General features: G+C 54.1%; 12 protein-coding genes. 1 reads left to right on the top strand and 11 read right to left on the bottom strand.

The genetic code is table 11. From position 1 onward, the window contains the following. Positions 1-28: 28 nt before the first annotated feature. Complete coding sequence (locus tag E4T21_RS11900; protein ID WP_149285173.1) at positions 29-1,126, bottom strand: glycosyltransferase; 1,098 nt, start codon at positions 1,124-1,126, stop codon at positions 29-31. Positions 1,127-1,398: 272 nt separating this feature from the next. On the opposite strand from E4T21_RS11900, the gene E4T21_RS11895 reads away from it, so the two are divergent. Continuing rightward, complete coding sequence (locus E4T21_RS11895; protein ID WP_149285172.1) at positions 1,399-2,397, top strand: NAD-dependent epimerase; 999 nt, start codon at positions 1,399-1,401, stop codon at positions 2,395-2,397. A 193-nt stretch (positions 2,398-2,590) separates the two neighbouring features. On the opposite strand, the gene E4T21_RS11890 is transcribed toward E4T21_RS11895, so the two are convergent. The 10 genes from E4T21_RS11890 to E4T21_RS11845 all read right to left on the bottom strand — a co-directional run bounded on the left by E4T21_RS11890 (position 2,591) and on the right by E4T21_RS11845 (position 12,909). Then, positions 2,591-3,217 carry a Vgb family protein gene (locus E4T21_RS11890; RefSeq protein WP_149285171.1) on the bottom strand — a complete coding sequence of 209 codons (627 nt, stop codon included), beginning with the start codon at positions 3,215-3,217 and terminating at the stop codon, positions 2,591-2,593. Between the two features lie 37 nt (positions 3,218-3,254). Beyond that, positions 3,255-4,475, bottom strand: a complete 1,221-nt coding sequence (locus tag E4T21_RS11885) for a helix-turn-helix domain-containing protein (protein WP_149285170.1) — start codon at positions 4,473-4,475, stop codon at positions 3,255-3,257. Between the two features lie 258 nt (positions 4,476-4,733). Then, the gene (locus tag E4T21_RS11880) at positions 4,734-5,288 is read right to left on the bottom strand and encodes a HupE/UreJ family protein (protein WP_187774985.1); all 555 of its coding nucleotides are present in this window, start codon (positions 5,286-5,288) and stop codon (positions 4,734-4,736) included. Between the two features lie 126 nt (positions 5,289-5,414). Beyond that, positions 5,415-6,338 (bottom strand): DUF4198 domain-containing protein, encoded by a 924-nt coding sequence (locus E4T21_RS11875; protein ID WP_149285168.1) that lies wholly within the window; start codon positions 6,336-6,338, stop codon positions 5,415-5,417. Positions 6,339-6,484: 146 nt separating this feature from the next. Then, positions 6,485-7,561, bottom strand: coding sequence for a DUF4331 family protein (locus tag E4T21_RS11870; RefSeq protein WP_187774984.1), 1,077 nt, complete (start codon positions 7,559-7,561; stop codon positions 6,485-6,487). A 148-nt stretch (positions 7,562-7,709) separates the two neighbouring features. Beyond that, on the bottom strand, positions 7,710-8,363 hold the full coding sequence (locus E4T21_RS11865; RefSeq protein ID WP_149285166.1) for a cytochrome P460 family protein: 654 nt from the start codon (positions 8,361-8,363) through the stop codon (positions 7,710-7,712). A 913-nt stretch (positions 8,364-9,276) separates the two neighbouring features. Then, positions 9,277-10,020, bottom strand: coding sequence for a DUF4336 domain-containing protein (locus tag E4T21_RS11860; RefSeq protein ID WP_240349118.1), 744 nt, complete (start codon positions 10,018-10,020; stop codon positions 9,277-9,279). Positions 10,021-10,262: 242 nt separating this feature from the next. Then, a complete protein-coding gene (gene ychF / locus E4T21_RS11855; RefSeq protein ID WP_149285165.1) occupies positions 10,263-11,354 on the bottom strand; it encodes a redox-regulated ATPase YchF in 1,092 nt (363 codons plus the stop codon). An 88-nt stretch (positions 11,355-11,442) separates the two neighbouring features. After that, positions 11,443-12,027, bottom strand: a complete 585-nt coding sequence (pth, locus tag E4T21_RS11850) for an aminoacyl-tRNA hydrolase (RefSeq protein ID WP_149285164.1) — start codon at positions 12,025-12,027, stop codon at positions 11,443-11,445. A 216-nt stretch (positions 12,028-12,243) separates the two neighbouring features. Then, positions 12,244-12,909, bottom strand: a complete 666-nt coding sequence (locus E4T21_RS11845) for a 50S ribosomal protein L25/general stress protein Ctc (protein ID WP_149285163.1) — start codon at positions 12,907-12,909, stop codon at positions 12,244-12,246. Between the last annotated feature and the right edge of the window lie 29 nt (positions 12,910-12,938).

Raw genomic sequence — 12,938 nt, 5'->3', positions numbered from 1 at the left:
TCTACTGCAATGTCCCGAAATACGATGCTTATAAATTCAAAGCCTCGAAATGCGGTAGAACGTTCTCACGCAGGAACTGCTGGTAGTGGCGAGGTTCAATGGTGACGGGATTAGCCTCCATGCGCGCCAGTGCTGCAGCTAGCCCGGACTCGTCATCCGGTTCGAGCAGGAAGTCTTCCAATTCCTGGGTGAGAATTTCCTTGGGACCACTGGGGCAGTCCACGCTGATCACCGGGGTATGCAGCAGCAGTGCCTCAATCAATACACGTGGCAGGCCTTCGGCTTCGGAGGTCAACACCATGGCAGTGGCCGCGCGGATATAGGGATATGGGTTATGGTGATAACCCAGCAAGTGCACACGGTCTTCCAGCTTGAGCTCCTTTACCAGACTGGCCACCTTGGCCTCGTTCTCTGCCTTGCCCTTGCCCATGATCAGTAAAGGAAAGGAGAGGCCGTGCTCATCCACTGCACGACGGTAGGCACGCAGCAGGCGGTCCTGGCGCTTGCGTGGTTCCAGTGCTGCGACACTCAGGAAGTAGCGGCCTTCCTCAACCCCATCTGGCAGGATCAGTGGCTCTGCTGCCATGGCCTCAAAAGGCTCTCTTTCGTAGGGGTTGTAAATAGGGATGATGGTTTCGGCCTTGAGGCCGACCACCTTCTCGAGGTTTTCCTTGACCCCCTGGGATACGGCAATCACCTTGCGGCCGGTATAGAAGCGCCTCACCTTGGCAAAGGCCTTTTCCCGTTGGGCAGGATCGCTGAACTTGGCCGACACATCAGACTTGATCCAGAAATACAGGTTGGGCAGGTCCAGGTGACGGGTGATCTTGTCGCAGGAGCAGGAAATCACCACTTCAGGCTTCCAGGCATCCAGCGCCTTCTTGATCTTGCGCGCTTGCCACTTTTCGGTCAGCACTGTGGAAGTGGCCTTGGTGAAGGGGGTCACTACCGCGAGATTCTCGATTTCCAGGCCTTCCGGCAGGCGATGTTCGACCCGGTCACGTAGCGTGAATACCTTGACGGCATGGCCGCGCTGGCGGAGCTGATCAGCCGTGTAGAGGAGCGACTTCTGGGCGCCGCCGCCGTACAGGTCTTCGATGACGAAGGCGATACGCTGATGGTTCACGAGCAGCTCCTTGCTATAGGGTATTAATGTGACCGCGCAAGCCTATCATAGCTAGGCTGTGGGCAGGGAAGGAAAGAGTAGGGTAGGAAATTGAGCACCAAACCGCTATTCGGTTAATGGCTTTTGAACTGGCAATCAAGCCAAAAGCGGGCAATGGGGAAATGCATTGACCGTGATAACGCATTGATCGTGGTGATGCGCTTAGAGTTGATGAAGCTGGCGCGCTACAATAGACCATCGTTGGCAAGGGCCATGTCCTGCAAGGATTTTGTATGAAACTGTTGATCACCGGTATGGCGGGTTTTATTGGCCATGCTGTGGCACGCCGCCTGTCTGGGCAGGGGCATGAGATCGTAGGCATCGACAACCTGAACGACTACTACGATGTGTCTCTCAAGCAGGCGCGGCTGGAGAACCTGGCAGATTGCCCGGATGTCCGCTTCGAACGCATGGACCTGGCGGATCGTGATGCCATGGCGGCGCTTTTCGAGCGAGAATCCTTTGACCGGGTCATTCATCTGGCAGCTCAGGCTGGGGTGCGCTATTCGCTGGAGAACCCCAACGCCTATGTGGATGCGAACCTTGTTGGCCATATGAATGTGCTGGAAGGCTGTCGCCATTCAAAGGTGGAACACCTGGTCTACGCGTCTTCGAGCTCTGTCTATGGGGCCAACGAGAAAATACCTTTCTCCACCGACGACAATGTCGATCATCCCATCAGCCTGTATGCGGCGACCAAGAAAGCCAACGAGCTGATGGCGCATACCTATTCGCACCTTTATGACTTGCCGACTACGGGACTGCGTTTCTTTACCGTATATGGTCCTTGGGGCAGGCCGGACATGGCACTGTTCAAGTTCACCAGGGCAGTGTTCGGAGGCAAGCCGCTGGATGTGTATAACCATGGCGACATGTCGCGGGATTTCACCTATATCGATGATATCGTCGAGGGCGTTGTCAGAGTGCTGGATGTGGTGCCCAAGCCGCGTGGCACAGACGAAGTCACCACCGACACTCGCACCGCGCCTTATGCATTGTTCAATATTGGTCATGGCAGCCCAGTGTCATTGATGGACTTCATCCGTGCCATCGAGAAAGCGACGGGCCGCGAGGCCATCTGTAATTTCAAGCCGATGCAGGCTGGCGATGTTCCGCGCACCTGGGCGGATACCGAAGCGCTGTTCGAGGCCACTGGCTATCGTCCCGAAGTGACGGTAGAAGACGGCGTGCAACACTTCGTCGACTGGTATCGTGCCTTCTATTCCGTGTGATACAACTTGGGAAGCGACCTCGGAAGAAACCTGGGAAGTAAGAAGCCTGAGAAGTAAGAAACCTGAGCAGCAAGCGCCTGAGAAGATAAGCGAACTGAGAAATACAAAGAGCCCTCGCAGACTGCCAGCAGACTGCGAGGGCTCTTTGCTTTGGAGATGGCTCTTTGCTTGGTGAGGACTTCTACCCACTCATTCAGGAGCGGCGGACAGTTCTCAATTTCCCGCTCCCACCTCCACCACAAAAGAACTGGCCGTTGCCGTCGGACTCCAGCCCCGACACTCCGGTACCACTTGGCATCTCAATGGTTTCCAGGACTTCCCCTGTATCCGGGTTGACATGGCGAAGCTCGCTTTCGTCATTTTCCCAGGTGCCATGCCACAGCTCTGTGCCATTCCAGGTCACGCCAGTGACACAGCGATTGGATTCCAGGGTACGCAGCACTTCACCCGTCTCAGGATCGATCTGATGGATCTTGCGATTCCGATACTGGCCAACCCAGAGTGAGCCTTCTCCCCATGCAAGGCCGGAGTTCTCGGCACTGGGTGTCGGGATGGTCGCGATGATATTGCCATCATGTGGGTCGACTTTCTGGATGTGATCTCCGCTGATCTGGTACAGGTACTGGCCATCAAAGGCAGTACCGGCGTCGGCGACGACATTGAGAGATCGCACGGGTTGCCCATTCCCCGGGTCCAGTGCATTCAACTGCTGTCCGACCCCGAACCAGATGCGCTGACCATCGTAGGTGACGCCGTGTATGGCCTCCACATTCGGGAAAGGGCCGTATTCGCGGATGATGTTGGCAACTGATCGTTTCATGAGGTAATCCTCTTTGGCGATGGACGATGTCTGTAGGCTAGTCGCCAGGAAGCGGAGTCGGGAGTAACAAGGTTGTCGTGAATGTCGGGATGGAGGGCAGCAACCAGCGACGTGTCCGGCCATGTCCGAAGGATTGCACTTTTCCCGTTGTTACCAGAGTGTCGAGCGTTCTCTGTACGGTGCGTTGGCTGGCGCCAAGCGCTGCTGCCAAGGCCGAGCTTGACCAGGCTTGGCCATCCGCCAGCAGGGCGAGCAATGAGCCATGCCTTTCCTCGATAGGCCTGGCCAGAACGGCGACCTCTTGTGCCTGACCTGGCAGCAGCACAAAACCCCGTGGTGTGGCCTCTATGTCCAGCAGCTCTTTCAACAGCTTGCGCAGGCGCCCAATTTCGACGCGTAGGCGCACGCGATGAGTATCATCGGCGTACTTTGTTCGGAAGGCCTGCTCGATCAACATGTCTCGAGAAATATCGTTGGGCCAGGCTTCACTCAGGATTCGAATGAGAGTGAACAGCAGCGGGCGTCGGGCAAGTGAAATGGTAGTGTCTCCAAGGCGCACGTCATAACGGCAGGCATCGATGACGAGAGACCTGGAGGCCAGCAGAGCTTCAACCTCTTCGAGTAGCACCAGCCGCTCTCTGCCGGAGGTGATCAGGCGTGCCGCTGGCGTATTCAGAACAAGAGCAGCATCTTCGATCTCGGCCATCAGGCCAGGAATACCAGACTGGCGAGCGTACCTGGCTGCGCGAACAAGCGCCTGACGGGCAGACTGTGTCTGCAGGCGGCGAATCCTGGTGCTGGCAATAACCAGTTCATGAGAGGCCTTCAGTGCAGGTGGATAAGGCGTGGTATCGATCTCGGAGAGTGTCTGTTCAACATGATCGAGCTTCCCGAGCAGGAGTTGACGCCTCAGTTCGATATGCCGTGCAAGCGCGGCATTGGCATGATCATGATGGGTTTCCAGTGTTTTCCGTGCAGCATCGAGCCGTTTGGCTGACCAGCCCAGGTCTCGTGTGGCGAGAGCGATTTCTGTTTCTGCCACGATGCACCTGGCTTGTGCCACCCTGTCTTGAGGGCCAAAGGCTCGCACGGCATCGCGCAGGAGTGACTTGGCTCGCACCAGATCACCAATCTGGGCCATCGCAATTCCACGCAAGGCAAGTGCTGGCGCATCGTCACGCAAGGCGACCAGGTTCATGGCATCAAGAGGATTGCCGGCGGCAAGCGCCTGCGATGCAGAGGTAATGGTTGAATCCATCCGGGTCTCGTCTGACATGAAACACACTGATGAATCCAGTATATGTCTTTGGCTGCCACTAGTTAGTCGCTGCTATGAATAGACGATATGAAGAACTGACATGAAGAGGAGATGAGAGTCGTCCAGGAAGCAGGCCTGATAGGGCGAAGAAGGGGACTGGATGAAAAGGAAAGCCGGAAGAAACCGATGGTGGCAAAGGCCGAGGCAAGGCTCGAGTGGGCTGTAGTGATTCAATGACTTAGCCCACTCGATGCAGATCTACAGTTGGAACATCAAGTAGATACCGAGAAGCGCGCAAACAAAACCCAGGATACGTAGCACAATACGTCCGTGCGCCAACTTGAGTAGCAGTAGGGCACTAATGGCCCCAAATACATGCAAGCTGGCGGTAGTGGCCAGGAAGCCGGATGTATAAGCCAGTTTGTTGTCCATGACCGGCATTTCATAACCATGCGCATAACCATGGAAAATGCCGAAGATCCCTACGCCAAGGGCCGCGATGGCAACCGGAAAGGTTCTTTCCAAGCCGATGGCCAGGCCAAGCAAGATGACTGACAGCGATATGCCGATTTCAACTCCCGGTAGTTCTATCAGTTCGAAACCCAGCAAGCCGCCTAATAGCATACAGGCGACAAAGGCGCTGGGGACGATCCAGATCGCCCGGCCTCCCATCTGGCTGCTCCAGGCACCAACGGCGATCATCGCCAATAGATGATCCATTCCCGTGAGCGGATGCAGCCAGCCTTGTGAGCCTCCAGTGTGGGCTTCAGCTGCTGTACTGGTCAGCACGCCGAAAAGAGTGATGAGGAACATGAAAAGCGGCCATTGCCACACAGGCCGGTGACGCGAACTTCGAGAAAGCATCTTGGTTGCCTTTTTACAACTGTTCGATAAGGGGTGTATCTGTTTGATCAGACGACATTGGTTTGGAGAGAAGGCTTAATGAGTGCTGTTGTCCTGGGGTACTGAGTCCTTGGAGGGGGAGTTCTGGACAGAAGAAAGCGAGAGCTCCATTGTCAAAGAGGCCCACAGGCTTTCCCAGTCAGTCTCTAACTCGGCACTCGGCTCCATATGTACGGCGTTGAACAACCACAGCCCAGAGTCTGGCAGTGTGAAGTTGACGTAACCCTGGCTGTCAGAGATAGCTGTCAGCTCGATAACTGGGTCAGCCTTGAGTTGTGCTTTGACCAGCGTGCCGGGAAGGGGCTCGTCGTTGAACAGCAGTTGGAGCTTGAGAGGGCTTCCAGTATGGAGGTTCAAGGGATCGCTGCGCGGAATGAGCTCCAGAGGCAGATCCATTTTATGATCAAAGCCTTGGCTTTGCCCATCGACGAAGACGATGCTCTTGGCACAGCGTGAGAAGCTTTCACGGCTTGGAGCTTCCATCAGGCCGAATTTACGACGAAGATCCAGGATATTAGTCAGACCTTCTTCCTGCAGGTACTGGTTGAATTCCGAGGCAGGCAGGTCAATCGATACACCTCGGGTACGCATGGCCACGACGGTGGCTCCGGGTTCACGGGCGTTCAGGTGGCCTATGACAAGCGATCCTTCCCGGCCAGGAATATCTCTGGTTCCCAATGCATCCTGAGCCTTGAACCAGCGAATCAAGTCGGCTTGTCGTGGCGTTTGAACTCCAGGCCAGGTGGGGCCAATACGTAGTTCGAAGGCAACTTTCTCGCTTGTTGTGGTAACCCCGTCATGAGGTACCAGCCAGAACTCATGGGCCTGCACTATTGGCGTAAACAGTATGAGGATCAAGCTACCTGCAAGTTGTCTTGGCCGAGACGAGCGTGCAAACAGGCGACCCGGATAGCGTAACAAGGCGCGTAGTGACATATGGGGAATCAGTGACGAGTACAAGACTTCACCCCTTGAAAGAAAGGTGAAACATCAAACAAATAGCGGTGGGCAAGAATGTCCACCGCTATGGTGTGGCGTCATATAAACCTGCTTCCAAGAAGAGCCGTGTTCCTCAATTTCAGGCGCTTCTTGGAATAGCTGAAATATCAATCCAGCGTAGTAGGAATGACGTAGGGAAAAGTCGCTGTATAAAGCTTTGGATTGGGAATCTTCTGGTCCGTCTCCGTGCCGAGCAGCATTGTCAATACAACGCTCATGGCATCATCATCCAGCGGGCGACCATTACGCTCAGTGGCGGAATAAGTTGCCTTGGTACCAGTCTTGTAGGTAAGCACATCCGGCACCAGCTGGTCGGCAACCTCATTGCCATATTTGATGGGGTCATCTTGAGATTTGGCCAGTGTCGCTGCACGGGAGATACGAGCCGCAGCGATCGGCTTGATGTCATCCTGCATGTCCGGACGGGTATGGTTATAGGCTTCTTTCAGTGCCTCATTTTCAAACAGCATGATGTGCGAGAACAACGGGTTGGCAGAATACTGGATCTGCTGCCAGGTGTCGTCATCCTGCTTGACATCTGTAGTCATGAAGGTGCGCACTGTAGAGCTCAACATGGAGTTAGGAACATCCAGCACAATGGCGGCAGATTTACGGCCAACGAAGATGCTCTTGCCCCCGGACTGTGACCAGATTGCGGGATCATAGGGCTGACCACTGTTCAGCTGGGCGCGCAGCAGGTGCAGGCTGGGTGAGTTGCCGTAGAAGGGGTCTTTTGCAACACCGGCCCACACTTGAATACCATCGGACAGTTCAGCCTTTTCACCTACGACACCTTCGCCAACCTTGGAACCCACTTCACCTACAGGGCCATTCGGGGTATCTGATGAGTATAGAGTGTACTTGTCGCCGTCAAACTGAAGGCTGAAAGTATGCCCTGTCTCGAACTTGTCATCACTGGATACGTGGATGTTGTACAGCGCCTCAGAGGCGAAAATACCATCATCGCCTTCCTTCGGCGTCGAGCTGACGTTCATGATGAAGACGGTATGGTCAGGACGTTCCGAAGCAAAAACGTAATTATCCAGCTGATTAAGTGCTGGCTTCTGTTGTACGAGAGTGGTCTCAAAATGGTGACTGGCCAATGCCTGGGTGCCACCCAGTGCAATACTACCTACGATGGCGGCAGTGAATGCCATGGTTTTTTTCATTGTCTTGAGTTTCATTGACTTCGACTTCTCCAGTTGTGTACGAAAGCCGTACGGGGTAGGGCGCCACCGCATATCTTGGGCATGTGGTGACGTGTCCAGCTATTTCATCGGGAAGGCTGTGCTGAGTTTTAAGCTGATATTCATACCAGCCATTACAACTTCTTTACTGAAGTCCTATATGCAGGTCGCTGAAGACATAATCCTTGTCTGCCACATGGGCAATATGGCAACCGGCACAATTTTCGACGGAGCGTAGCTCAGCAGTCTCAGGATAAGCTCCTCCCTTTTCTTCAGCGGGGCCGAAGCCAAAATACCCCCAGTTTCCTGCAGCATCAGGGAAGCGCTCAGCATCTTTCACCATATAGGCGAGTCCGAGGTAATAGTTTTCAAAGATGCCTACGCCATGTTCAGTGGAGCAGAGGCCTGTTTTTTTATCGCAGCTTCCGTCATCAAGGCTAGAAACAGCAAACTCTTTGACAAATTGAGTGCCGTCAGGCCATTTTCCAGATTCCTTGTATGCAGCCAAGGCAGATGGCTCGACATAAGTATGGGCGAAGGAAGCGCCCTCGATAGTGCTGCCATCCAGAATGCTCTTGGAGCCAGGCTCCTTGAAGAAAGTGCCAACATGGACCCAGCCACGATATCCTTCTGGCAATTTAGCTGTCATATCATCCACGAACTGAGCTTTTGCACGTTCCTCTACACCTGCGCTGTTCGCCTTGTCTGTTGCCAATGCTGTACTGGCAACTGCGACCAAGCCAATTCCAGCTAGAAGAGTGACAATTCCATTGTTGGTATTTTTAGTGTTATTCATCATTTCCCGGTCCTCGGTGAAAGATATTGGAAAAAATCTTTCAAGTATATATTTTTGATGGTTGTTAATTTGTGTCGAAAATTAATAAATTATGTTATAAAAAATTTTGCATTCTTGTTTAATGCGCTAGTTCTATAAATTCGATAGTTCTATGAATTCGATAGTTCTATGAGTTCTCTAGCTCTATAAATTCGGTGGTTCTATAAAATAATATTGTTATGATTTTTATATTTATTTGATTTTTGTTCAGGCACTTTGACAAATATTTTGATTGGTATCAATGGAAAATCTCTTTGTGGGATGTAGGAGGTTTCTGATCGAGCTGTGGTACTTTTCCTATATATCCGTGAGGGTAAAATTCAGATAATACTCAGCATCATGAAGGTAACGTCATGACGGATAGTTTTGCTATCTCATTACGTTAAGCTCAGGCTTGAATCAACTCACTTCAGGAAGGTATGTGAAATTGGGATAGTGAGTTTTTTTGGCATAATTTCTTATACAGTAAGAATGCGAAAACCTCTGGCTGACCAACAAATAGAGGGCGCTTCATTTCATTGTTCGGGGCTTGGTACTGCACAAAAGAGGTTGTTTTGAGCTGACCTTGTCAAGCCAATGGCAGGCTTTCTGGCTTTAACGCTGAATGGTAGATGGATATTGTCGCTGTCCTTGCCGATGTGGTTTCCTTTGTCTTCTAGGTGCTATTTGCCAGCATCCTTGTCGCCTTGCTCACTATTGTAGCTCACTGTTATAGCTCACTATTGTAGGTAGTGGAGCTGTCACAGACGGCTCACTTCCGCGCGGATGTGGCTTTCAGCTTCGGGGCTGCGCTCCATTTTGATGCTCCAGGTATAGAGCCTCTTTTACACCCGCAGTAAGGTGGTCTGGAAACCAGGCAATGTATGCTTGTGGTACTTCAGTGTTCGCCTTGGTTGAGCCATCTAAACGCGCGCTGTAAGAACATTCGTGCCTGAGAGGTAACCATCTCGCCATGCGCCATGATCAGGCGTTCAGGCTGCCAGTCCAGAATGCGCTGCAGGTGTTTGTGGGCTTCAGCCTTGTGAAACATGAAGCTGAGTCGCCAATCCAGCGGCATGCTGCCATTGGGTGCAACGACGCCAGCTTTCTTGGCCAGAAAGCGTTTCAGCGGAGTCAGGCTTTGTGGTGGGAAGTTTTCGATCAAGTCTGTGACAATGAGTGAATGTGACGCATGGTGGAAGAAAATGGCCTCTGTCATTAGTGGAGAGCCGGTGAACAGCAACTGACCGATATCCTGTTTCCACTCCAGGTCTGGCTCATTGCCGAGTGAGCCGTCGAAATGAAGATCATGGCGTTTGCGAATCACCTGTTCGGTACCGAAGCAGCGGGCGTGAGGATAGGCTTCCAACCACTGATCGAGAAAGAGATGATGAAGGTGATTGGGAGCAATCAGCCAAGTGACATCTCCCAGTTCATCGATCTGCTGCCGAAGAGGCTCACTGAGTGCAATAGGACTATGCAGCCATAGTCGGTTATCACTCAGTCGTATCACAACCATGCGGGTGGGAAAGGGCAAGCTATAGAAGGAAACGGTGCCTCCGTCGGCGATCCACAGTTCAGGAGCTGGGGAATAAAGGGCCGTGGGGGGCATATCATGACCATCATGTCGTGGTGTGTTCATCGGAGCATCCTTGATCGCAGGCTTCCTTCTCTCTGTCTTACCCTTGCTCGCTTTGGCTGATCTTTCCAGTGAAGCTGGCTGAAACCTTCTCAGGGCGTGTTGGTCTTGGTCGCGAAAGCTCAATCGTGAAAGCCTGGTCGTAAAAGTTCAATCGTAAAAACGCCCAAGCGTGCAAAGTAAAAAGCCCTTGATGACTTTTCATCAAGGGCTTCAAGGGTGCTGCTTTGGCTCAGGCTTCGCGCTTAGACATTGAAGCGGAAGTGAATGACGTCGCCGTCCTTGACGATGTACTCCTTGCCTTCCAGGCGCCACTTGCCGGCATCCTTGGCACCTTGCTCACCGTTGTAGGCAATGAAGTCGTCATAGGCGATGACTTCTGCGCGGATGAAGCCTTTCTGGAAATCGGTGTGGATGACGCCGGCGCCTTCGGGGGCGGTGGCTCCTACCTTGACGGTCCAGGCACGAACTTCCTTCACCCCAGCAGTGAAGTAGGTCTGCAGGCCAAGCAGGGCATAGCCGGCACGGATGACACGATCAAGGCCAGGCTCTTCCATGCCCATTTCGTCGAGGAACATCGAGCGCTCGTCATCGTCGAGTTCAGCGATCTCGGCCTCAAGCTGGTTGCATACCGGTACTACTACAGCGCCTTCCGCCTCGGCGATCTCGCGCACGATGTCGAGGTACGGGTTGTTGTCGAAGCCATCCTCATTGACGTTGGCAATGTACATGGTCGGCTTCAGGGTCAAGAAGCCAAAGCTCTTGATCTGCTTGATCTCGTCCTCGCTGAGATCAAAGCTGCGCAGGGGCTGACCTTCAGCGAGGTGCGGCTGGATACGGTCGAGAATCGCCTTGGTGGCAATGGCTTCCTTGTCACCGCCCTTGACCACTCGGACCAGGCGCTGGATGGCGCGGTCCACGGTGTCGAGGTCCGCCAGGGCCAGTTCCAGGTTGATGGTCTCGATATCTGCGCGGGGATCGACCTGGTTGGCGACATGGATAACGTTATCGTTATCGAAGCAGCGCACCACGTGGGCGATGGCCTGGGTCTCGCGAATGTTGGCCAGGAACTGATTGCCGAGGCCTTCTCCCTTGGAAGCACCCGCAACGAGCCCAGCGATATCGACGAACTCCATGGTGGTGGGCAGCACCCGTTCCGGTTTGACGATTTCTGCCAGCTTGTCGAGACGCGGATCAGGCATGGGCACGATACCGACGTTGGGCTCGATGGTGCAGAAAGGGAAGTTCTCGGCGTCGATGCCGGACTTGGTCAGGGCGTTGAACAGGGTGGATTTGCCGACGTTGGGCAGACCCACGATGCCGCAATTGAATCCCATGGAAGTGTCCTGAATAAAAAATAAAGTCTGGGGCGTGATTTTACCCGTCACCAGCCACACCGAGAAGCGGTTTGAACGAGTGAAGAATTCACACCGAGAAGCTGTGAAGACGATTCATGGCCTTGGCCCAGTCGCCTGCCAGTGCCTGGGGCAGAGTGGCAAGGCATTCTGTTATTGCCTGATCGATGGCATCACGCTCGCTTTTGCCGGGGCGGCCCAGCACGTAGTTGACGACCATTGCTGCATTGCCGGGGTGACCGATACCGATGCGCGCTCGATGGAAGGACTTGTCATTGCCCAAGGCACTGATGATGTCGCGCAGGCCATTATGCCCGCCATGGCCGCCTCCCTGCTTGTAGCGAGCGGTGCCCGGTGACAGGTCGAGCTCGTCATGGGCGATGAGCATTTCATCCGGGGCAATCTTGTAGAAATTGGCCAAGGCTGCCACGGCACCGCCGGAGCGGTTCATGTACGTAGTGGGGATGAGCAGATGCAGGTCCTGTCCGTCGATGACAGCCTTGGCATACAGACCAAGAAACTTCTTCTCCGGGCGCAGGCTGGTGCCGGCCTGGCGAGCGACTTCCTCGGCCAACCAGGCTCCCGCATTGTGTCGGGTCGCTGCGTATTCTTCTCCTGGGTTGGCCAAGCCGATCAGCGCCTTGATCCTGGTCATCGCAACAACTCCCATCAGTGAAAATGAGCACTTTGCCCAGAACCCTGGGGGCTGTTCGATAGCGCCTGGGCTCGATGGCCCGCCCGCTCTTCGAACAGGCCCTTGGAGATGCTGGGGAAAGGGCTCTGTTGGCTCAAGAAAGCATGGTTGGCTAGAAGTATCACGCCAAAGCAAAGGGGCCACCGTGGTGGCCCCTCCAGGATAAAGTCGGCGCGATTACTCGGCGCTTTCTTCACCTTTGTCTTCTTCGCTACTGGCTTCGCCAGCTTCACCAGCTTCGCCGTCTTCAGCTTCGCCAGCGACCTTGGCCTTGGTGACGTTAGCGATGGCCTGGTCATGGTCTTCACCATGAGTCAGCTCAACGATGGTCACGCCAGCCGGTACCTTGATGTCTGACAGGTGCAGGGCAGCACCCAACTCCAGGCCGGAGATATCAGCTTCGAGGTAATCGGGCAGGTCCTTCGGCAGGCAGCTGACTTCGATTTCTGAGGCCAACTGATGGAGTTCGCCGTCCTGTTCCTTGATCGCCTTGGAATCATCCTGGCCCACGATGTGCAGCGGGACGCGCATGGTGATTTCGTGAGTGGCGTCGACGCGCAGGAAGTCAGCGTGGGTCACCAGCGGCTTGTAGGGGTGACGCTGCAGGTCACGAAGAACGACTTGCTGAGTCTTGCCTTCCACGCTCAGGGTGATGACGGAGGAGAAGAACGCCTCGTCTTCCAGAGCTTTGTAGAAAGCGGACTTGTCCACAGCGATGGACTGGGGAGCCTCGGTACCACCGTAGATGATGGCCGGGACTTGCTGGTTCGCACGACGCAGGCGGCGGCTCGCACCTTTCCCCAGGTCGTTACGAACGCTGGCTGTGATGTTGTAATCAGACATGAAATTGCCTCTTGGCTAACAAAAGCACG

Origin of the sequence: Halomonas binhaiensis, from assembly GCF_008329985.2 — a bacterium.
In the GTDB taxonomy this organism is placed as follows: Bacteria; Pseudomonadota; Gammaproteobacteria; order Pseudomonadales; family Halomonadaceae; genus Halomonas; species Halomonas binhaiensis.
The sequence above is the reverse complement of the archived record's forward strand: the minus strand, read 5'-3'. Positions and strand labels throughout refer to the sequence as shown.

What these genes read in the sequence shown, in the direction of transcription:
- E4T21_RS11895 (WP_149285172.1), top strand. Translation starts at nt 1,399, where the DNA reads ATGAAACTGTTGATCACCGGTATGGCGGGTTTTATTGGCCATGCTGTG.
- E4T21_RS11865 (WP_149285166.1), bottom strand. Translation starts at nt 8,363, where the DNA reads ATGATGAATAACACTAAAAATACCAACAATGGAATTGTCACTCTTCTA.
- E4T21_RS11870 (WP_187774984.1), bottom strand. Translation starts at nt 7,561, where the DNA reads ATGAAACTCAAGACAATGAAAAAAACCATGGCATTCACTGCCGCCATC.
- E4T21_RS11880 (WP_187774985.1), bottom strand. Translation starts at nt 5,288, where the DNA reads ATGTTCCTCATCACTCTTTTCGGCGTGCTGACCAGTACAGCAGCTGAA.
- pth (WP_149285164.1), bottom strand. Translation starts at nt 12,027, where the DNA reads ATGACCAGGATCAAGGCGCTGATCGGCTTGGCCAACCCAGGAGAAGAA.
- E4T21_RS11860 (WP_240349118.1), bottom strand. Translation starts at nt 10,020, where the DNA reads ATGAACACACCACGACATGATGGTCATGATATGCCCCCCACGGCCCTT.
- E4T21_RS11890 (WP_149285171.1), bottom strand. Translation starts at nt 3,217, where the DNA reads ATGAAACGATCAGTTGCCAACATCATCCGCGAATACGGCCCTTTCCCG.
- ychF (WP_149285165.1), bottom strand. Translation starts at nt 11,354, where the DNA reads ATGGGATTCAATTGCGGCATCGTGGGTCTGCCCAACGTCGGCAAATCC.
- E4T21_RS11845 (WP_149285163.1), bottom strand. Translation starts at nt 12,909, where the DNA reads ATGTCTGATTACAACATCACAGCCAGCGTTCGTAACGACCTGGGGAAA.
- E4T21_RS11885 (WP_149285170.1), bottom strand. Translation starts at nt 4,475, where the DNA reads ATGGATTCAACCATTACCTCTGCATCGCAGGCGCTTGCCGCCGGCAAT.